22 protein-coding genes are annotated in these 19,739 nt (G+C 71.8%); 12 read left to right on the top strand and 10 right to left on the bottom strand.

All coding sequences use genetic code 11. From position 1 onward, the window contains the following. Positions 1-111 precede the first annotated feature (111 nt). Both trmB and C9992_RS13160 read right to left on the bottom strand, forming a co-directional pair. Positions 112-777 (bottom strand): tRNA (guanosine(46)-N7)-methyltransferase TrmB, encoded by a 666-nt coding sequence (gene trmB, locus C9992_RS13165; RefSeq protein WP_407662247.1) that lies wholly within the window; start codon positions 775-777, stop codon positions 112-114. 139 nt (positions 778-916) lie between these two features. Beyond that, the gene (locus C9992_RS13160) at positions 917-1,759 is read right to left on the bottom strand and encodes a DUF3097 family protein (RefSeq protein WP_106816075.1); all 843 of its coding nucleotides are present in this window, start codon (positions 1,757-1,759) and stop codon (positions 917-919) included. Positions 1,760-1,979: 220 nt separating this feature from the next. Here C9992_RS13160 and C9992_RS18505 point away from each other — a divergent pair, with 220 nt between their 5' ends. The 4 genes from C9992_RS18505 (at position 1,980) to C9992_RS13140 (ending at position 6,392) form a co-directional block, all read left to right on the top strand. Beyond that, on the top strand, positions 1,980-3,977 hold the full coding sequence (locus C9992_RS18505; protein ID WP_106816074.1) for a TPM domain-containing protein: 1,998 nt from the start codon (positions 1,980-1,982) through the stop codon (positions 3,975-3,977). A gap of 108 nt (positions 3,978-4,085) precedes the next feature. After that, the gene (locus tag C9992_RS13150; RefSeq protein ID WP_106816073.1) at positions 4,086-4,826 is read left to right on the top strand and encodes a PspA/IM30 family protein; all 741 of its coding nucleotides are present in this window, start codon (positions 4,086-4,088) and stop codon (positions 4,824-4,826) included. Positions 4,827-5,100: 274 nt separating this feature from the next. Further along, positions 5,101-5,937 carry an arginase family protein gene (locus C9992_RS13145; protein ID WP_106816072.1) on the top strand — a complete coding sequence of 279 codons (837 nt, stop codon included), beginning with the start codon at positions 5,101-5,103 and terminating at the stop codon, positions 5,935-5,937. Then, on the top strand, positions 5,934-6,392 hold the full coding sequence (locus tag C9992_RS13140; RefSeq protein WP_106816071.1) for a Fe-S oxidoreductase: 459 nt from the start codon (positions 5,934-5,936) through the stop codon (positions 6,390-6,392). Before C9992_RS13145 ends, C9992_RS13140 begins: the two co-directional genes overlap by 4 nt. Before the next feature lie 22 nt (positions 6,393-6,414). Here the strand turns inward: C9992_RS13140 and C9992_RS13135 are convergent, their stop codons facing one another. The 4 genes from C9992_RS13135 to C9992_RS13120 all read right to left on the bottom strand — a co-directional run bounded on the left by C9992_RS13135 (position 6,415) and on the right by C9992_RS13120 (position 8,807). Continuing rightward, positions 6,415-6,981 carry a hypothetical protein gene (locus tag C9992_RS13135; protein WP_106816235.1) on the bottom strand — a complete coding sequence of 189 codons (567 nt, stop codon included), beginning with the start codon at positions 6,979-6,981 and terminating at the stop codon, positions 6,415-6,417. A gap of 47 nt (positions 6,982-7,028) precedes the next feature. Continuing rightward, entirely contained in the window at positions 7,029-7,514 is a 486-nt protein-coding gene (locus C9992_RS13130) for an SIP domain-containing protein (protein ID WP_106816070.1), read from the bottom strand. A 61-nt stretch (positions 7,515-7,575) separates the two neighbouring features. Next, the gene (locus C9992_RS13125) at positions 7,576-8,301 is read right to left on the bottom strand and encodes a tyrosine-protein phosphatase (protein WP_235008226.1); all 726 of its coding nucleotides are present in this window, start codon (positions 8,299-8,301) and stop codon (positions 7,576-7,578) included. Further along, positions 8,298-8,807: a carboxymuconolactone decarboxylase family protein gene (locus C9992_RS13120; protein ID WP_106816068.1), complete on the bottom strand. Its 510-nt coding sequence runs from the start codon at positions 8,805-8,807 to the stop codon at positions 8,298-8,300. Before C9992_RS13120 ends, C9992_RS13125 begins: the two co-directional genes overlap by 4 nt. 67 nt (positions 8,808-8,874) lie before the next feature. Between C9992_RS13120 and C9992_RS13115 the strand changes: the two genes are divergently transcribed. The 8 genes from C9992_RS13115 (at position 8,875) to C9992_RS13080 (ending at position 16,553) form a co-directional block, all read left to right on the top strand. Then, positions 8,875-9,834 carry an alpha/beta fold hydrolase gene (locus tag C9992_RS13115; protein ID WP_235008225.1) on the top strand — a complete coding sequence of 320 codons (960 nt, stop codon included), beginning with the start codon at positions 8,875-8,877 and terminating at the stop codon, positions 9,832-9,834. A 167-nt stretch (positions 9,835-10,001) separates the two neighbouring features. Further along, positions 10,002-11,516, top strand: coding sequence for an ABC transporter substrate-binding protein (locus C9992_RS13110; protein ID WP_106816067.1), 1,515 nt, complete (start codon positions 10,002-10,004; stop codon positions 11,514-11,516). Continuing rightward, the gene (locus C9992_RS13105; RefSeq protein ID WP_106816066.1) at positions 11,513-12,463 is read left to right on the top strand and encodes an ABC transporter permease; all 951 of its coding nucleotides are present in this window, start codon (positions 11,513-11,515) and stop codon (positions 12,461-12,463) included. Before C9992_RS13110 ends, C9992_RS13105 begins: the two co-directional genes overlap by 4 nt. After that, the gene (locus tag C9992_RS13100; RefSeq protein ID WP_106816065.1) at positions 12,460-13,380 is read left to right on the top strand and encodes an ABC transporter permease; all 921 of its coding nucleotides are present in this window, start codon (positions 12,460-12,462) and stop codon (positions 13,378-13,380) included. Before C9992_RS13105 ends, C9992_RS13100 begins: the two co-directional genes overlap by 4 nt. Continuing rightward, positions 13,377-14,165, top strand: a complete 789-nt coding sequence (locus C9992_RS13095) for an ABC transporter ATP-binding protein (protein ID WP_106816064.1) — start codon at positions 13,377-13,379, stop codon at positions 14,163-14,165. The genes C9992_RS13100 and C9992_RS13095 overlap by 4 nt, the downstream gene beginning before the upstream one ends. Continuing rightward, positions 14,162-14,995 (top strand): ATP-binding cassette domain-containing protein, encoded by an 834-nt coding sequence (locus C9992_RS13090; protein ID WP_106816063.1) that lies wholly within the window; start codon positions 14,162-14,164, stop codon positions 14,993-14,995. Before C9992_RS13095 ends, C9992_RS13090 begins: the two co-directional genes overlap by 4 nt. 102 nt (positions 14,996-15,097) lie before the next feature. Continuing rightward, positions 15,098-16,177 carry a M4 family metallopeptidase gene (locus tag C9992_RS13085; protein WP_106816062.1) on the top strand — a complete coding sequence of 360 codons (1,080 nt, stop codon included), beginning with the start codon at positions 15,098-15,100 and terminating at the stop codon, positions 16,175-16,177. Further along, complete coding sequence (locus C9992_RS13080; protein WP_106816061.1) at positions 16,146-16,553, top strand: protealysin inhibitor emfourin; 408 nt, start codon at positions 16,146-16,148, stop codon at positions 16,551-16,553. The genes C9992_RS13085 and C9992_RS13080 overlap by 32 nt, the downstream gene beginning before the upstream one ends. A gap of 1 nt (position 16,554) precedes the next feature. On the opposite strand, the gene C9992_RS13075 is transcribed toward C9992_RS13080, so the two are convergent. From C9992_RS13075 to C9992_RS13060, 4 genes are all read right to left on the bottom strand, one after another. After that, entirely contained in the window at positions 16,555-17,229 is a 675-nt protein-coding gene (locus C9992_RS13075) for a GNAT family N-acetyltransferase (protein WP_106816060.1), read from the bottom strand. Between the two features lie 9 nt (positions 17,230-17,238). Then, entirely contained in the window at positions 17,239-17,955 is a 717-nt protein-coding gene (locus C9992_RS13070; protein ID WP_106816233.1) for a uracil-DNA glycosylase, read from the bottom strand. 100 nt (positions 17,956-18,055) lie between these two features. Further along, positions 18,056-18,925: an alanyl-tRNA editing protein gene (locus C9992_RS13065; RefSeq protein ID WP_106816059.1), complete on the bottom strand. Its 870-nt coding sequence runs from the start codon at positions 18,923-18,925 to the stop codon at positions 18,056-18,058. Next, positions 18,922-19,710 (bottom strand): SDR family oxidoreductase, encoded by a 789-nt coding sequence (locus C9992_RS13060; RefSeq protein WP_200826329.1) that lies wholly within the window; start codon positions 19,708-19,710, stop codon positions 18,922-18,924. Before C9992_RS13060 ends, C9992_RS13065 begins: the two co-directional genes overlap by 4 nt. Positions 19,711-19,739 lie beyond the last annotated feature (29 nt).

The raw sequence follows: 19,739 nt of genomic DNA, 5'->3' as shown, positions 1-19,739 counted from the left end.
GGAAGTCGCGGTGCCCCAAGGGCCGGAGGAAGCGCCACGGATCGCGGCGCGCACCGGAGGAGCCGGGGCCGGGAAGCGGCACCGGCCCGGTCAGCGGGCCCGGGGCGCCGGTCATGATCGCGCGCGCCGGCGGTAGGCCAGGTCGCGGATGTCGCGACCCACCCGTGCACCCTTGCGTTCGAACGCCGTCAGCACCCGCCCGTCGAACCGCGGCGCCCACTCGCCCGTGAACGCGGGCTCGAAGTCGCCGGCCCCCGTCATCACGTCGCGCATCTGCACGGCGTAGTCCTCCCAGTCCGTCGCCAGACGAAGCACGCCGCCGTCCTTCAGTGCCGTCGCGGCGACCGCGGCGAACTCCCCGGTGACCAGGCGTCGCTTCGTGTGCTTCTTCTTGTGCCAGGGATCGGGGAAGAACACCCACAGCTCATCGACGGATGCCGCCGGCAGCAGGTGCTCCAGCACTTCCGGCGCATTGGCCTCGACGAGGCGGAGGTTCCCGGCGCCGGCGCGATCGGCGTCGAGCATCGTTCGGGCCAGGCCCGCCCTGAAGACCTCGATGGCGAGGAAGTCGACGTCCGGCCGAGACGACGCCGCGTGCACGATGGCGTGGCCCTGACCCGACCCGATCTCGACGATGAGCGGAGCGTCACGACCCCACACCGCGGCAGGGTCGATCTGCGAATCCGGCAGGATGCTGGTCGCCGCGGCATCCCGCGGCACGTCGATCACATAGCGCGGCGCCAGCTCGCCCCATGCGCGTTCCTGGGCCTCCGACATCCGCCCGCTGCGCCGCACGAACGACACCGGCCTCTCGCGGAAGGGGCGGGGTCCGGACGCGGGCGTGGCAGGATTCGTCACGCTTCCAGGCTACCGACGACGCTCGACGCCGCCGCGAGACGCCGGCCGCACGAATCGGTCAGGCCGGCGCGGTCACGAAGTCGATGAGCTCCTCGACGCGGCCGAGGAACGCGGGCTCCAGGTCGCGGTAGCTCTTGACCGATCCGAGGATGCGCTGCCAGGCGCGGGCGAGGTCCGCCTGGTCGCGGGCGGGCCAGCCCAGCGCGCGGCACACCCCCACCTTGTACTCGATGCCGCGCGGTACATCCGGCCACCGCTGGATGCCCATCGCACGCGGGGTGACGCATTGCCAGACGTCGATCCAGGGGTGACCGACGATGAGGACGTGGGCGCCGTGGCGTCCGCGGGCGATGGCGTCCGCGATGCGGGATTCCTTGGAACCCGGCACCAGGTGATCCACCAGGACCCCGTAACGGCGCTGTGCCGACGGCGGCTCGTCGTCGAGCGTGGCCTGCAGCAGATCCACGCCTTGCAGGTACTCGACGACGACCCCCTCGGCGCGCAGGTCGTCTCCCCACACCTTCTCGACGAGTTCGGCGTCATGCCGTCCCTCCACCAGGATGCGGCTCGCCCGCGCCGTCCGGGCGCGCGCGTCGGGCGCCGCGAACGATCCCGACGCGGTGCGCTGCGGGCCACGCGCGGCGGGGGCTGCGGCCGGGGGTCCGAGCACGACGTCGCGCCCGTCGATCAGGAACCCGGCGCCGAGCGGGAACATGCGCCGTCGCCCGCGGCGATCCTCGAGTTCGACCATGCCGCCGGTCACGCCGACCACGGCACCGCAGAACCCGTCGTCGGCGACCTCGACCACGAGGTCCCGGGATGCCGCGACACGCGGCAGCTGCCGCACCCCGTGGCCCTTCCACCCGGTGGCCAGCACGTCTGCACCGTAGCGATCGTCCATCCTCGTCCTCCGGATCCGAAACGCTACCCGCTACCCGCCCGCACGCCCGCACCCCGCGCCGAGACCGTGCGTGCTGGTCGACTCCGGGGGCGGCGCCCGCCGATCCCGGCCGTACGTTCTCGGCGAACACACAAGCGACGCCGGGGGCGTGGGCTATCGTCGTATCCCCGCGGCTGAATAGACTCGCCGGAGGGGGAACCCGAGTCCCGGAGGGGGATCGATGCGACTGCGATGGGCGGCAGCGCCGCTGGCCGCTGCGGCTGTCGCGGTCTCGGTGCTCGCGGGGACCGCGGCCGTCGCCATCGCACCCGTCTCGCTCGGGGCCGGCTACATCGTGGACGACGCCGATGTCCTGTCGCCTGCGGAAGAGACGGATGCCCAGGCCCGGCTGGAGCAGCTCAAGACCGACACCGGGCTGGATCTGTGGGTCGTGTACGTCGACCAGTTCACGGATCCCTCCGATGCCGCGGACTGGGCGAACCAGACCGCCGACGACAACGGCCTTGGCGTGACACAGTACCTGCTCGCCGTCGCGACCGACGGCCGCCAGTACTACCTGTCCGGCGACTCCGCCGGTCCTCTCACCGAGGACCAGCTGGCGAGCATCGAGCAGCAGCAGATCCAGCCCGCGCTGCAGCGCGACGATTGGCTCGGCGCCGTCGACGCGGCAGCCACCGGGATCACCGACGCGAAGAACCCGTCCGGCGGCGCCGGCTGGTTCACGTGGCTCCTCGTCATCGTGGTCATCGCCGTCGGGATCGTCCTGTTCGTCATCTTCCTCCGCCGTCGGCGCACGCCGGCCGGCGCGCCCGGCGCACCGAGCGGACCTCCTCAGCCCAGCCTCGAAGAGCTCGAACGCCGCGCGTCGTCCCTCCTCGTGCAGACCGACGACGCCCTCAAGACGAGCGCACAGGAGCTCGGCTTCGCCAAGGCGCAGTTCGGGGATGCCGCGACCGCGGAGTTCGAGGCGGCTCTCTCGACCGCGCAGCAGAGCCTCGACGAGGCGTTCGGGCTCAAGCAGAAGCTCGACGACGCCACTCCCGATTCCGCGCAGGACACGCGAGCGTGGAACGAGCGCATCATCGCGCTGTGCGAGGCGTCCAACGCGCTGCTGGATGAGAAAGCGGCGGCGTTCGACGAGCTTCGCAAGCTGGAGCAGAACGCCCCCGAGGCGCTGGCGCGCGTGCAGGACGAGCGTGCCAAGGCTGCGGCATCCCTCGACCAGGCGAGCCTCCGGCTGCAGGAGCTTCGCTCCCAGTACGCACCCGAGGCGCTCGCGACCATCGCCGACAACCCCGACCAGGCGCGCCAGCGGCTCGCCTTCGCCGACGAGCAGCTCGCGTCCGCGCGGACCGCGATCTCCTCGGGCGACGGCGGCGCCGCGGCGGTGGGAATCCGCGCCGCGGAGGAGGCCGTCGGCCAGGCGACACTGCTCGAGAACGCGATCGAGAAGCTTGCGGCCGACCTCGCCGACGGCGAGCGCAGTGCGGCGGCGCTGGTCGCCGAGCTCGAGAGCGACATCGCCGCCGCCGCGGCGCTCCCCGACAGCGACGGCCGGATCGCGAGTGTCATCGCGGCCACCCGCCAGCAGCTGGACGCCGCCCGGTCGCAGCTGACCGGCAGCGGCAAGCGCCCGCTCGCGGCCCTGCAGAGCCTGGAGGCGGCCAACACGCAGATCGACACGCTCGTGCAGGGCGTGCGGGATGCCGCCGCTCAGGCGCAGCGCGCACGCCAGATGGTCGGCCAGCTGATCCTGCAGGCGCAGGCGCAGGTATCGGCGGCGGAGGACTACATCACTGCGCGCCGCGGCGCCGTCGGCGCGGAGGCCCGCACCCGGCTCGCAGAGGCCGGCGCATCACTGGCCCGCGCCCAGGCGCTGCAATCCGGCGACCCGCAGCAGGCGATGCAGCACGCCCAACGTGCCGACCAGCTCGCGGGGCTGGCCATTCAGCTGGCGCAGAACGACGTCGGAGCCTTCGGCGGCGGCATGGGAGGGATGTTCGGCGCGCCGCAGGGCGGCCAGTCCGGCGGAGGAATGCTCGGGGCCGTGCTGGGCGGAATCGTGCTGAACTCGATGCTCAGCGGCGGACGCTCCTCCGGCGGAGGCGGCCTCGGCGGGATGTTCGGCGGCGGCGGACGCTCCTCAGGCGGCGGATTCCGGCCCGGCAGCTTCGGCGGCGGAGGCACCCGCGCCCGCCGAGGGGGTGGGCGCTTCTGACCCGACGCTCTGGCACCGGCCGCGCCCGTGACGCGGCATCCGTTCTCCCGGCGGCATCCGTCCGCACTCGACCTGACAAGCACTGAAGTCCGATAGGAAGGAAACCCCATGGCGAAGCAGTCCATCTTCGGTCGCATCTCGACCCTCGTGAAGGCCAACATCAACGCTCTCCTCGACTCCGCCGAGGATCCGCAGAAGATGCTCGACCAGCTCGTGCGCGACTACACCAACTCGATCGCCGACGCCGAGTCGGCCATCGCCGAGACGATCGGCAACCTGCGCCTGCTCGAGCGCGACCACCAGGAAGACATCCAGGCGGCCGCTGAGTGGGGCAACAAGGCTCTCGCCGCGAGCCGCAAGGCCGATGAGCTGCGAGCGGCCGGCAACCCCACCGACGCCGACAAGTTCGACAACCTCGCCAAGATCGCGCTGCAGCGTCAGATCACCGAGGAGAACGAGGCGAAGGCGATCGCACCGACGATCGCCGCGCAGAACGAGGTCGTCGACAAGCTCAAGGACGGCCTCAACGGCATGAAGCAGAAGCTGGAGCAGCTGAAGGCCAAGCGCACCGAGCTGCTCTCGCGCGCGAAGGTCGCCGAGGCCCAGAACAAGGTGCACGACGCCGTCAAGTCGATCGACGTGCTCGACCCGACCAGCGAGCTCGGTCGCTTCGAGGACAAGGTGCGTCGCCAGGAGGCTCTGGCGGCCGGCAAGCAGGAGCTGGCCGCGTCGTCCCTGGACGCCCAGTTCAACGCCCTCGAGGACGTCGGCGAGCTCACCGAGGTCGAGGCGCGGCTGGCAGCCCTCAAGTCCGGCGCGACCCCTCAGCAGGCCGCGATCGAGAACTGATCCGTCCGTCAAGGGCGCCGGTCCGACCCGGCGCCCCTGCTTCTCCCCTCGCCCCCACGCCCCCCCGCGTCAACGTGCCTCCGCGCCCAACGCCCCACGGGCGCCGACGCCTCCCAGGCGCCGGTAAAGCCAGTGGGGAGAACACGCCGTCATCGGTCGTCCGAGAACGGCGTGTCCTCCGCACAAACGGGATGGGGAGGACGGATGTGCCTCCGCACAAACGGGATGGGGAGGACGGATGCCGCGGCACACCGCGGTACGGGAGGATGAGGGGATGACGCGATACCTCGTGGTCCCGCAATGGCAGGGCAGTCCGTCCTCGCGCGCGATGCAGCTCATCGACGGCGCCCAAGCGATCGCGGGCGACCTGCCGCGGGCGACGACGACGGTGCTGGATGTGCCGATGGAGGCCGGGGAGGCGCTGGGCACCGGCATCCACCGGCTCAGTGCCCTGCAGCGGGTGCGCGGGATGGTGGCCGACGCGCTGGACGCGCAGGAGGCCGCCGCGCCCGGAGAGCCGGTGCTCACCGTGGGCGGCGACTGCGGCATCGCGCTGGCGCCGATCGCGCACGCTGCGCGGCGCTCCCCCGGGCTGGCGGTCGTGTGGATCGACGCTCACCCCGACCTCAACTCCCCTGATTCCTCCCCGTCCGGCGCGTTCGCGGGCATGGTGCTGCGGGCGGTCATCGGCGACGGCGACGCCGGTCTGGCACTGCCCGAGGGCACCGTGCCACCGGCACGCGTCGTCGTCGGCGGTGCCCGGTCCTTCGACGAACCCGAGCTCGAGGTGATCGCCGGGCGGGGGATCTCGCTGCTCTCGGTCGACGACCTCCGGGACGCGGACGCCCTCGCGGACGCCGTGGTCGCCACGGGCGCCGACGGAGTCTACGTCCACGTCGACATCGACGCGCTGGACCCGGCGGAGATCGCCGGCAACGCGCACCCCGAGCCCTTCGGCATCACCGTCGCCGAGCTGACCGCGGCCCTGCGGCGGCTGCGCGAACGGATGCCGCTGGTCGGGGCATCCCTCACCGGCTACTCCCCCGCGTCGCCTTCTGCCGCAGACGACGACCTGGGTGCGATCCTCCGCGTGGTCGGAGCGCTCGCGTGAGCCCGATCCCGCCCCCGCCCCCGGGATGGCGCGCCGCCGCCGAACGGGCGGTGATCCGCGGGCGCCGGCTCGACGCCGTCATCCCGTCGTTCCTGCTGGACTCCCCGATCAGTCGCGTCGGCTACTGGTACGGCTGCGTCGTGGGATGGGTGTGGGGATCGCTGTGGAGCACCGGTCGCGTGGAACGTCGCGAAGGGCTGTGGGTGTTCCGCGGCATGCCGCAATGGGCCTTCCCGCGCGGCGGCACCTGCGTCGGAGGGTGCTTCCTCACCGGCGACGGCCGGCTCACCGACGCCCTCCTGCGGCACGAGGCCGTTCACAAGCGGCAGTGGCAGCGCTACGGATTCCTCATGCCGGTGCTGTATCTGCTGGCCGGCCGCGATCCGCTGCGCAACCGCTTCGAGATCGAGGCGGGGCTGGCCGACGGGAACTACATCCCGCGCGGCGCCGCATGATCGCCGTCACCGCACGCGGCGCTCACGCCGGCACGGATGCCGCGGCCCTGCCGACGCGGTAGACCTGGCGGCCGAGGGCGATCACGACGGCCAGCGGGAAGACGATCCAGAACAGGTTGGGCAGCACCGCGACCATGAGGAAGCCCACGATGTCACCGCGCTCGAGCGACTGCCGCGTCATCTCCAGCCCGCTGGATGCCTCGACCAGGAAGTAGATGACGGTCTTCCAGAACGTCGCCACGGTGACCAGCAGCCCCACCACGACGCCCGACCACCGTCGGGCGTGGAACAGCGCCCACACGATGAAGACGACCTCGACGAGGTTCGCCCAGCTCTGCGCGCTGCCGAAGGCGTCGAACTGCCCGTAGCGGTGATCGAACGTGCCGTAGAAGACGTGGCCGGGCCAGAAGCCGGCGAGCGGGCCGCCGGAGTGCGAGAGCGGCCCGAGCAGCACGTAGCACGCGTCGTAGGTCTGGATGACGGCGGAGACGGTCAGCCACACGATCACCCACGTGGGCAGGCGCAGGTCTCGCGCGGCGAGGGTGGAAGACGGCTCGGAGGCGGCGGAAGGCTCGGCGGTCTGCGTCATGCGCATGACTGTACCGACCACGCGCGCTCCCGCGCCGCAGGCGCGGCTCAGCGAGAGGTGGACAGGCCGTACTGCGCGGGGGCGTGGATGGCCTCGGGGCGGATGCCCAGCTCCACCAGGTGGTCGACGATGTCGGCCGTGCCGAGATACCCGCCGAGCAGGTGGATGCGGGTCTGATCGTCCTGCGCGCAGAGCATCTCGTCGGCCCACGCGGTGACGGCGCGGGTGAGCGCCTCGCCCGACGCGCATCCGCGGCCGGTGCCCGGCGCGCCGGAGCGCTGCGAACGATCGAGCCACGTCACGACCATGCGGCTCGGCGCTGCGATGTCGGCCAGCCACGAGGCATCCGGGATCTCGATGAACACGCGACCGGTCGAGCAGATGGGCAGCGTCGCCAGCAGAGCCTCCAGTTCGACGAGCGAGGACTCGTCCGCGGTGATCAGGTGCTGCACGCGCGTGTGACGCGACGAACGGCACGCCGACGGGTTGTGCGCACTGCCGGCCGTGCGATGAGGCTGGGCGATCTGGACCATGACGGATCCACTATACCCCGCAGCGAAGGGTTGCCTTACCTCACCGTGCGGTCGTCTTCGCTCAGGTCGGCTGCAGGAGCACCCTCCGCAGCTCGTGCACCTCGTCATCGGACAGGCCGTGCGCCCGAAGGTACTCCGCCGCCGAGCCGTAGCGCTGGGCGACCTCTTCCAGAAGCGCCCGCATCACCGGCGCCGGCGATCGCGTGGCGAGGTCCTCCAGGTGGACGGCCTCGGGATGCATCTTCCGCAGGAGTTCGACCACCTGCCGGTTGCGGTCGGGAGGCAGCAGGCCCTCGGTGCGCGCGTAATCGGCGACGACAGCCTCGGCATCCACCCCCGCCGCCGCCAGGGTCAGCGCGACCGTCACGCCCGTCCGGTCTTTGCCGACGGTGCAATGCACGAGCACCGGCTGGTCTGCGAGGATGCCGCGCACCACGTCGACGACGCCTCGGGACGAGTCCTCCACCAGGCGGCGGTACATCTCGTCCAGGCTGATGTCGTCGCGGAAGAACGACTCGACCGAGCCGAGGAAGAGCGGCACGCGCTGGGTGACGACATCGATGCCGGCGATCCGGCTCGGTTCGTTGCGCACCTCGTCGTCGGCGCGGAGGTCGATGATGCGTCGCAGGTGCAGCCCGGCGAGGGCGCGGGTGCCCACCTCGTCCAGCCGGGCGAGGTTCCCGGAGCGGTAGAGCACGCCGTGGCGGGTGACGGCTCCACCGGCGGGCAGACCGCCGACGTCCCGCAGGTTTACGGCGCCGGAGACGATGGGGTCGGGGACGGTCACCATGCCGCGCCCGCGGCGGCGTCCTTGTCTTCGCCCACCAGGTCGTCGCGCGGCGGCACACTGTAGCGGCCGGCGATGGCGATGCGGTTGAACGCGTTGATGGAGACGAGGATCCAGCTCAGCGCGACGTACTCCTGCTCGCTGAGGACGCTTCCCACGCGGTCGTAGACCTCGTCGGGAATCCCCTCGTCGTGGATGAAGACGTATGCCTCGGCAAGCTCGAGGCCGGCTCGCTCGCGGTCGGTGAACACGCCGGAGTCCCGCCACACCGCCAGCTGGGCGATGACGTCGGCGGTGATGCCCGCAGCCAGCGCGCGCTCGACGTGCACGCGCACGCAGTAGGCGCAGCCGTTGAGCTGGGACGCGTGGATCTGCACGAGCTCCTTGAGACGATCGTCGATGCCGTTGTCTGCGGCGATCTGCCCCACGGTCTTCGAGAACGCGGCCAGCGCCTGGTACGCGGGCCGGGCGGCCCGGGAGAGATGTACGCGGTGCTCTGCCGTCATGACGCCAGACTACCGATGGCGCGGCACGACGAGGCGGGGACCGGGGGCCGTGAGGCATGATGAGCGGGTGAGCGACCCCATCGACGAGTTCTCGTTCCTTCCCGAGCAGGCCGCCGAGGCCGGCATCGATCGCGCCGTGCCTCGCGGCGAGCGCGTGTCGATCACCCTTCCGGACGGCCGCACGCTCAGCGCTCTGCGGTACTCCCCCGCCGATGCTCCGGACGCGTCGCCGGTCGTGACGTTCCTGCACGGCGCCGGGCTGAACGCGCACACCTGGGACACCACCGTGCTGGCGCTCGGTCTTCCCGCCCTCGCGATCGATCTTCCCGGTCACGGCGACTCGTCGTGGCGCAGCGACCTCGCCTATGTGGCGAGAGTCCTCGCGCCGGATGTCGCTGCGGGCATGGAGGCGTGGACACAGGGCCCGCAGGTGCTGGTGGGGCAGTCGCTGGGCGGCTTGACGGCGGCCGCCCTCGCAGCGTCGCGGCCGGACCTGGTGCGCGAGCTCGTGGTCATCGACATCACGCCGGGCGTGGACGCGAACGCCGGCCCGACGCAGATCCGCGAGTTCTTCGCCGGCCCCGTCGACTGGGCCTCGCGGGACGAGCTCGTCGACCGGGCGCTCGCGTTCGGGCTCGGCGGCGGCACCCGCCTCAAAGCCGAGCGCGGTGTGTACTTCAACTCGCGCGTCCGCCCCGACGGCCGTGTGGAGTGGAAACACCACTTCGCGCATCTGGCCAACGCCGCCTCGCGGGCGTCCAAGGCCGATTCCGCGACGCCGGCCGCCGACGGGGATGCCGTGTCCGCCGTGCTGGGCGAATCCGGGTGGGAGGACCTGGCCGGCGTCGCCGCCCCCACGACGCTGATCCGCGGAGACCACGGCTACGTCACGGCGGACGACGCGGCGGAGTTCCTGCGGCGCCTGCCCGAGGCATCCGTCGTCGTCGTGCCGTCCGGCCACAACGTGCAGGAGGAGATCCCGATCGAGCTCGGCGAGCGCCTGCGGACGCAGGCCCTGGCGTCCTGAGACGCCGTGGCGGGCGCAGCGCGGGAAGGTCTCACGGTTCTGTTGCGTTCCGAGTAGCGGGTTGCCGTACGCGCTCGCGAAATCCCTAGGCTGTTACCGCAGCTGCGCCCGCGCCGATGGGATGCAGACCTCGCACAGCACACGGGACCCCTCCCGAAAGGACCTCCATGCTCCGCCGCACTGCCCTTGCCACCGTCTCGCTCCTGGCCGCGGGTCTGCTCGCACTCACCGCCTGCAGCAGCGGAGGCGGCGGAGCCACGCCGACCCCCGTCGGCGGCGAGCCCGACCCCGACGCCTCGGTGGCGATCCGCCTCGTGCTGGAGCCGGGCAACCTCGACATCCGCGAGACGGCCGGCTCGGCGCTGGACCAGATCCTGGTCGACAACATCTACCAGGGCCTGGTGGCACGCACACCCGAGCAGGACATCGTCCCGGCGTTGGCGAGCGACTGGACCGTCTCTCCCGACGGCCTCACGTACACCTTCGCGCTGCGCGAGGGCGTGACGTTCCACGACGGCCAGCCGCTGACCCCGCAGGATGTGGTGTGGTCGCTCACGACCCGGCGCGACACACCCGAATGGCGAGACTCGGCGCGCCTGGCGAACGTGACCTCGATCACGGCCGACGGGCAGGACATCACGCTGACCCTCAGCGAGCCCGACTCCAGCCTGCTGTGGAACCTCACCGGCCGCGCGGGGATCGTGCTGAAGGAGGGTGACACCGTCGACTACCAGACGGAGGCGAACGGTACCGGGCCGTTCGTGCTGTCGGACTGGCGCCAGGGCGACAGCATCACCTTCACCCGCAACGACGCGTACTGGGGTGAGAGGGCCGGCGTCGGCGAGGTCGTCTTCGACTACATCCCCGACAACCAGGCGGCGCTGAACGCCGCCCTGGCGGGCGAGGTGGACGTGCTGACCGGGTTCGACGCCAACCTGAAGGACCAGGTCGAGGCGAACGGCGACTTCGCCCTGGTGCTGGGCAAGTCCACCGACAAGGGCACTCTCGCGTTCAACCAGACGTCGGGTCCGCTCGCCGACAAACGGGTGCGCCAGGCGATCCGTCAGGCGATCGACCACGACGCCATCATCGAGGCGCTCGGCTCCGGCCAGACCCAGTACGGCCCGATCCCCGAGCTCGACCCCGGCTACGAGGACCTCTCGGACGTCGCGCCCTACGATCCCGAGGCGGCCAAGAAGCTCCTCGAGGAGGCCGGCGTGGAGGACCTCGAGCTGACCCTCACGATCCCCAACTTCTACTCGACGACGATTCCGCAGATCCTGGTGTCGGATCTCGACGAGGTCGGCATCACGCTCGAAGTGGACTCCGTCGACTTCACCACGTGGCTGACCGACGTGTACACGAACAAGGACTACGACCTCAGCTTCGTGCTGCACACCGAGGCGCGGGACTTCGAGAATTGGGCGAACCCGGACTACTACTTCACCTACGACAACCCCGAGGTGCAGAGCCTGTACGCGCAGTCCCTCGCCGCCACGGACGAGGCCGAGGCGGCGGATCTGCTGAAGCAGGCCGCGCGGATCGTGTCGGAGGACGCCGCGGCGGACTGGCTGTACAACGGCGCGTCGGTCATCGCGGTCGGCACTAACATCACGGGTATGCCCTCGATCAACGTGAACGAGCGCCTCAATCTCGCCGAGATCGCCAAGAGCAACGGGTGATCCGCTACGCGCTGACCCGATTCGCCCTGCTCCTGCTCGGGCTCCTCGTCGCCAGCGTGCTCATCTTCCTGACGCTCCGGGTGCTCCCCGGTGACATCGCCCATCTCATCGCGGGGGTGGGCAGCACACCGGAGCAGCAGGACGCGGTGCGCGAACGCCTGGGCCTTGACCGCCCCTTGACCGAGCAGTACTTCGAGTGGATCGGCGGCGTCTTCCGCGGCGACCTCGGCACCTCGCTCCTCACCGGCACCAGCGTGGTGCAGGAGCTGGCGCAGAAGGCTCAGGTCACGGTGCCCCTCGGCATCCTCTCGCTCCTCATCGCCGTGCTGATCAGCGGCCCCCTCGGCGTGCTCTCGGCCATGCGGCGCGGCCGGGCCGACGGGACCGCGCTGAACGTCGGCGCCCAGGCCCTCGCCGCCGTGCCCGTCGTCTGGGCCGGCATGATGCTGGTCGTCGTGTTCGCGGTGTGGCTCGGCTGGCTGCCGGCGCAGGGCTTCCCCCGCACCGGCTGGACCGACCCGTGGACCGCGCTGCGCGCGCTCATCCTCCCGGCCCTCACGATCGGCATCGTCGAGGGGGCGATGCTCCTGCGGTTCGTCCGCAGCGCGACGCTGCAGGCGGTCGGGCTGGACTTCGTCCGCACGGCGGCAGCGAAAGGCCTCACCCGGGACCAGGCGCTGCTCCGGCACGGACTGCCCGTCGTCGGGCTGTCGGTGATCACCGTGCTGGGTCTGCAGGTGGCGGGCATCATCGTGGGCGCCGTCGTCATCGAACAGCTGTTCTCCCTCCCCGGCATCGGACGCATGCTCGTGGCCGATGTGGCGGCGCGCGACCTCCCGAAGGTGCAAGGTGAGCTGCTCGTGCTCACCGGATTCGTGCTGGTGGTCGGATTCGTCGTCGACCTGGTGCACCGGATGATCGATCCGCGCCAGCGGGAGGCATCGTGACTGCCTCGCCGCCTCCGACGCGGCGCCGCCGGTCCCGATGGGCGTGGCTGCGCCGGCTCTGGTCGCTGGGGACCGGTCGCTTCGGGATCATCGTCGTGGCCGTGGTCTGCCTGTCGGCGTTGATCGCCGGCTTCTGGACGCCCTTCGACCCGCAGAAGGTCGAGATCTCGAACCGCTGGGCGTTGCCGAACTGGCCCCACGTGCTGGGAACCGACGGGTCGGGGCGCGACATCCTGAGTCTTCTCATGGCGGGCGCCCGCACCACGGTGTTCGTCGCGGTCGGCGCCGGCGTCATCGCCACCGTGATCGGCATAATGCTCGCCGCCCTCGGCGCGTTGACCGCGCGGTGGATCCGTGAATCCGTCGCCGTCTTCGTGGACATCCTCATCGCCTTCCCCGTCCTCATCATCGCGATGATGATCTCGGCGGTGTGGGGCGGCTCGCTCTGGGTCGTGATCTGGGCCGTCGGAATCGGCTTCGGGGTGAACATCGCCCGCGTCACCCGTCCCGAGCTGCGCCGCGTGCTGCACAGCGACTTCGTGCTGGCCGGTCGCGCGTCAGGACTCACGCCTGCGCAGAACCTGTGGCGCCACCTGCTCCCCAACGTCGCTCCGGTGTTCATCGTGCAGCTGTCGTGGGGCATGGCGGTGGCCGTCCTCGCCGAGGCAGGGCTGTCGTACCTCGGATTCGGGGCACCCGTGACCGAGCCCTCATGGGGGCTGCTCCTGGCTCAGCTCCAGCAGTTCATCGGCGTGCACCCGCTGTCGGTGGTGTGGCCGGGTCTGGCGATCACCCTCACCGTGCTGGGGCTGAACCTGCTCGGCGACGCCCTGCGCGAAGTCACCGACCCGACCCTCTCGCGCAGCCCCTTCGCGACGCGCCGCGCGCGTCTGCACATTCCGGAGGTCGTCTCGTGAGTCTGGAGGTGCACGACCTCGCGGTCGACATCGGCGGACGCCGTGTCGTGGACGGTGTGTCGTTCGAGGTGCCCGACGGGGCCCGGATGGGGCTCATCGGCGAGTCGGGCTCGGGCAAGTCGCTCACCGCGCTGGCGATCCTCGGGCTCCTCCCCGACGGGGCGGTCGCCTCGGGGAGCGTGCGGTGGGACGGGCGTGAGATCCTCGGACTGCGCGACCGGGAGCTCGCGCAGTTGCGCGGCGACGAGATCGGCATCGTCTTCCAGGAACCGCGCACCGCGCTCAACCCCATCCGCACCGTGGGACGCCAGATCGCGGAGTCGGCGCGCATCCACGAGGGGCTGTCGAAGCGGGATGCCGCGGCGCGGGCCGTCGCCGAGGCATCCCGTGTCGCTCTCCCCGACCCGCAGCGCGTCGTCGCGCGCTACCCGCACCAGCTGTCGGGCGGTCAACGCCAGCGGGTCGCCATCGCGATGGCCCTCGCGTGCCGCCCACGGCTGCTCATCGCCGACGAGCCGACGACGGCGCTCGATGTGACGATCCAGGCCGAGATCCTCCAGCTGCTGCTGTCGCTGGTGCGCGACGACGGCATGTCGCTGGTGTTCATCACCCACGACCTCGCGGTGCTCTCCCAGATCGCCACGCATGCGGTCGTTCTCGACCGCGGCCGCGTGGTGGAGGAGGCTCCGGTGGCGCAGCTGCTGTCGGCTCCGGCATCCGTCGTGACGCAGGCGCTGCTGCGCGACGCGACGGCGACGCTGTGGCGACCGGGAGGGGCGGAATGACAGGTCAGCGACGCGAGACGCGTTCGGCGTCCCCCGCTCCGGCCCTGCTGCGCGCGCGTGGACTCACGCGGCGCTACCCCACGCCCAAGACCGCACTGTTCGAGCGGCGCACCTTCACGACCGGACTCGAGGACGCCGACATCGACGTGCGCGAGGGCTCGGCGGTCGGCCTCATCGGCGAGTCGGGCTCGGGCAAGTCGACGCTGGTGCGACTGCTCCTGGCGCTGGATGCCCCCACCGCCGGCACCGTCGAGTTCGATGGCCGCACGGTGGACGCGCGCGCCCCGGCACGCGCGCTGCACTGGCTCCGCCGGCAGACCGGCATCGTGTTCCAGGACCCTTACGCGTCCCTGGACCCGCGCATGAGCGTCGGCCGCATCGTCGGCGAGCCGCTGTGGGCGCTCGGCATCGCCGGCGACCGGCGCGCTCGCGTCCGCGACGTCCTCGAGGACGTGGGCCTCGAGGCCGGAATGGCCGACCGATTCCCCCACGAGTTCTCGGGCGGGCAGCGCCAGCGCATCGCCCTCGCCCGCGCGATCGTCCATCGCCCGCGGCTCCTGGTCGGCGACGAGCCGCTGTCGGCGCTCGATGTCACGGTGCGCGCGCAGATCCTGCAGCTGCTGGGCGAGTTGCGGGCCCGCGACGGCCTCACGCTGCTGCTGGTGTCGCATGACATCGGCGTCGTGCAGAACCTGTGCGACGAGGTCGTCGTCATGAAGGACGGCCGGATCGTCGAGGAGGGCCCCACCGAGAAGGTGCTGCTGCAACCTCAGGTCTCGTACACGCGGCGCCTGCTCGCCTCCATCCCCGTGATCGACGCGGACGGCTGAGCGGACGGCTGAGAGCGGCCTCGCACCGCCTGCGCCGGTCCGAAGCGGAACGGGGTGGGCGCGCATCCCGGCAGGGTCGGAGGGCCGCGTTAGGTTCGGAGCATGGCTCCCGGAATCGTCCCGCCGTATCTGCTCGCTCGCATCGCGGCCCTCCAGGAGGAGAACTGGGCCCGCGCCGCGGAGGCCGCTCGGGCGACGCTGACCGCCCCGCGCGAGTACCGCCAGGCGCGCTCGCGGCTGCGGCTGTCGATCCAGGAACCCGGCACCCTCGTGGCCGAGGCGACGCCGGCCCCCGACCGCGAGATCTCCGATGCTCAGCAGCGGGAGGTCCTTCCCGGCGTCCGAGTGCGCGGCGAGGACGACCCGGCGAGCGGCGACCAGGCGGTCGACGAGGCGTTCGACGGACTGGGGGCCACCTTCGACTTCTGGTGGGATGCGTTCGCCCGCAACAGCATCGACGGCTCCGGCAGCTCGCTGCTGGCGACCGTGCACTACGGCCGCGATTACGACAACGCCTTCTGGAACGGCGAGCGCATGGTGTTCGGCGACGGCGACGACGAGGTCTTCCGCGGCTTCACCGGCTCGTTGAGCGTCATCGCCCACGAGCTGGCGCACGGCGTCGTGGAGGACGAGGGCGGCCTGGAGTACCGGGACCAGTCAGGCGCCCTCAACGAGTCGGTCGCCGACGTCTTCGGCGCACTCGCCGAGCAGCATCGCGCAGGTCAGACCGCCGACACGGCCAGCTGGCTGATCGGCGAGGGCATCTTCACCGACGCCGTGCAGGGACGGGCGCTTCGTTCCCTGGCCGCACCCGGCACCGCCTACGACGACGACGTGCTCGGCAAGGATCCTCAGCCCGCCCACATGCGGGATTTCGTGCACACCCGCGACGACAACGGCGGCGTGCACATCAACTCGGGCATCCCCAACCACGCGTTCTATCTCGTCGCGACCGCGCTCGGCGGCCACGCGTGGGAGCGGGCGGGACTGATCTGGTACCGCACCCTGACGGCGGGCACTCTGCCGTCGACCGCCGATTTCACCACGTTCGCGCACGCGACGCTCGCGGCAGCCGCGGCGGAGTACGGTGAGGAGTCGGAGGAGGTCGATGCCGTCCGCGCCGGGTGGACCGGCGTCGGCGTGATCCCTGATGACGAACCCGCCCGACCCGCACAGCCCTGACGCCGACCGCGCGCCCGCGGCCGAGGTCGAGGTCGCCCGCACCGGCGGCATCGCCGGCATGACGCGCCGCTGGTCGGCGCGGCTGTCGGACGACGAGGCGCAGGAGTGGGTTCCGCTGCTGGATCGCTGCCCGTGGGAGCGGGCGCGCCCGCGTGCGGCGGACGACAGCGCCGGGGATGCCCCGGGCCCCTCGGCACGCGAGGGCGGGCCGATGCCCGACGGGTTCGTGTGGTGGATCCGGGCGAGCTGGTCGGGACGGGACCCACGCGAGGCCGAGCTGCCCGACCCGGAACTCGTCGGCGCCTGGCGTGAGCTCGTCGACGCCGTGCGGGACTGGAGTCGGCGGGGCCGGCATCCCGAGCACGCCGGGAACTGACTCAGCGTCCGAAGAGCCGCCGCTTCGCTCCCGCCGGTCGGTCATCCTCCGACGCGGCGTCCGCGGCAGCCTTCTTCGCGGCGGCCGCCTTCTTCGGGTTGAGCGACTTCTGCAGGTAGATCGTGCCGAGCCAGCGACCGAACTTGTATCCCACCCGCCCCATGCGGCCGACCTCGACGAACCCGAGCCGCTCGTGGAGCGCGATGGAACCCTCCGCACCCTTGTCGCTGATAACGGCGACCATCTGCCGGATCCCCGCCTGCTCGCACGCGTCGATGAGCGCTTCCAGCAGCGCGCGCCCGAGCCCCTTGCCTGTGGCCGCCTGGCCGAGATAGATCGAGTTCTCCACCGAGTACCGGTAGGCGGACTTGCTCGACATCGGCTGCACGAGCGCATAGCCGAGGATCTGGCCGGTCGGCGACTCCGCCACGAGGAACGGCAGTCCGAGTCTGCGCAGGTGCTCGCGCTTCTTGCGCCACTGCGCGACCGACCAGGTGTCCTCGTCGAAGGTGACGACCGAGTTGGTGACGTAGTAGTTGTAGATCTCGCGGATGTCGGGGATGTCGCGATCCTCGACCGGCCGGATGGCGTACGAGAACGGCCGTTCGGGCTCCGGTCGGCGCTGCAGGTGCCGCGGCAGCCGGCGACGATCCTTGTCGTATTCCTCTTCCAGCATGGGCCCTCCTCAGATCGCCGCCGCGGACAGCTCATGGGCCGGCACACGCCAGTCGACGGGCTGCGCCCCTTGCTGCGCGAGCAGCTCGTTCGCCCGCGAGAACGGGCGGGAGCCGAAGAATCCCCGGCTGGCCGACAGCGGGGACGGGTGCGGTGACTCGATGATCGGGGTGCTGCCGAGAAGGGGCCGGAGGTTCGCGGCATCCCTCCCCCACAGGATCGCCACGAGCGGCTGATGGCGGTCGACGAGCGTGCGGATGGCGTGCTCGGTGACCTTCTCCCATCCCCAGCCGCGATGGGATGCCGGGGCGCCGGGCGCGACCGTGAGCACCCGGTTCAGCAGCATCACGCCCTGATCGCTCCACGCCGACAGGTCGCCGTGGGTCGCGCGGGGGATGCTCAGATCGGCCTCGAGCTCCTGATAGATGTTCGAGAGGCTCCGGGGCAGGGGACGCACGTGCGCGTCGACGGCGAACGACAGCCCGATCGGGTGGCCGGGCGTCGGGTAGGGGTCCTGCCCGACGATGAGCACCTTGACCTCCGCGAGCGGGCGCTGGAACGCGCGCAGCACGCGGTCACCCGCGGGCAGGTAGCGGCGACCGGCCGCCACCTCGGCGCGCAGACGTTCGCCCAGCGCCGCGATGTCGGGCGCCACCGGTGCCAGCGCTGCCGCCCAGCCGGCGTCGATGAGCCCCGCCTCGGCGAGCTCGGCAAGCGTCATCGCCATCTGCTCCGTGACCTCCTCCGCGCCGCCGACGCCCTGTCCGAGCGCCGCGTCCAGATTAGATGCCCGGACAGCCCGAGCCGCCATCGCGAAGTCCGACGGATCAGGCACGGACGGCGGTCGTCGTCATGACGAGTTCGAGGCCGCCCTCGGCCGTCGTCGCGGAGAACGCGACCGTGACGCGCGCGAGCTGGGCGAGTGACGTGAGGTGCGTGCCCCCGCATGGGATCCGGGCTTCGCCCACCGCCAGCTCGCAGACCCAGGTGCGCCGGTCGGCGAGGGTGTCGCCGTCCCGCTCGATCCGCACAGCACCGCCTGCCGCCAGCCAGGTCGTCAGCTGCCGGTTCACCCGGTCCGCAAGCTCGTCCAGGTCCCCCAGCGCGGCGGGGTCGAACCCCTTGCGCCGCAGCGACTTGCCGATCCGGTAGACGTCGCGGGAGCCGTCGGGGCTGATCCGCGATTCCTGGATGGCCAGCGCGTCGAACGCCGGAGCACCCAGCGCGTCCGCGGCGACCTCCTTGCGCCACGCGTCGCCGAGTGCCGCATCGAGGGCGAGGGAGGCCAGATGACAGGCGGTGTGCCCGGCCGAAAGGGCGGCGCGATGCTGGGGGTCCACCACGACGGCGGCGGTGTCGCCCGCGCGCACACCGGCCGCCGCGTCGATCAGATGCGCGACGACGAACGTCCATCCCTCGGTGCCCGTGCGTACCGGCACGTCCGTGCCCAGCAGGAGCGAGCCGTCCTGCGTCGCGCCGACGACGGCGTCGAGCACGGGATGGTCGACCTCGTCCACCCGCAGCACGCCGCGATCGGCGGGCTGGTCCGGCCAGGCCGTGTCGACCGGGTGGAACGCGGTCCGATCGAGCACGACCGCGATCCGCCCATCGCCGGCGTCGGCGACCTGCACGACCGTCCCCGTGGAGGTGACGGCTCCCGTGGGGTAGGTCACCACGGTGCCCCGGGCGACGCTCACGACTGGTCCATGCCGCGCGGGCGCAAGGGGCCGCGGGCGAGCAGGAACTGCGCGGACTGCGCGACGGGCCGCATCGTGACGAGGTCGAGGTTGACGTGTCCGGGTGCGTTCAGGGCGTACGCGATGACGTCGGCGACGTCCTCGGCGGTGAGCGGGTTCGCCACGCCCTCGTAGACGCGCTCGGCCGCGACGGCATCCCCGCCCAGGCGGTTGAGCGTGAACTCGGGCGTGTGCACCATGCCGGGCGCGACCTCGACGACCCGGATCGGCTCGCCGTTCAGCTCCAGACGCAACGCGTGGGCGAGCATCGACTCCCCCGCCTTCGCCGCGTTGTACCCGGCACCGCCGGCGTAGGCCGCCTGCGCGGCGGTCGAGGTCACGAAGAGCGTGTCGGCGTGGCCGGAGGATGCCGCGGCCCGCCGCAGCTGCGGCAGCAGCGCCGCCACGAGCCGCTGGGCCGAGAGCACGTTCGCCTCGAACATCCACTGCCAGTCCTCGACGCGTCCGTCCTCCACGCGGTCGGTCCCCCGCGCGCCGCCGGCCACGTGGACGAGCGCGTGCACCGGTCCCGAATCCTGCAGGAACTCCGCGAGCGCCGCCACATCGGCATCCGTCGTCAGATCGGCGGCGAAGGCCACCGCGCCGGTCTCCGACTCGAGCGCCGCGAGCCGGTCGGCCCGTCGCGCCACGCCGACCACGTCCCACCCGCTCGCCCGCAGCGCTCGGACCGCCGCTTCGCCGATCCCCGAGCTGGCCCCGGTCACCACTGCACGTCTGTTCGCCATGCCTCCACGCTACCCATCCCCGCACTGCG

The organism is Microbacterium timonense, from assembly GCF_900292075.1.
Lineage (GTDB): Bacteria > Actinomycetota > Actinomycetes > Actinomycetales > Microbacteriaceae > Microbacterium > Microbacterium timonense.
Note: the sequence above shows the minus strand (reverse complement) of the source record. Positions and strands in the feature narration are given on the sequence as shown.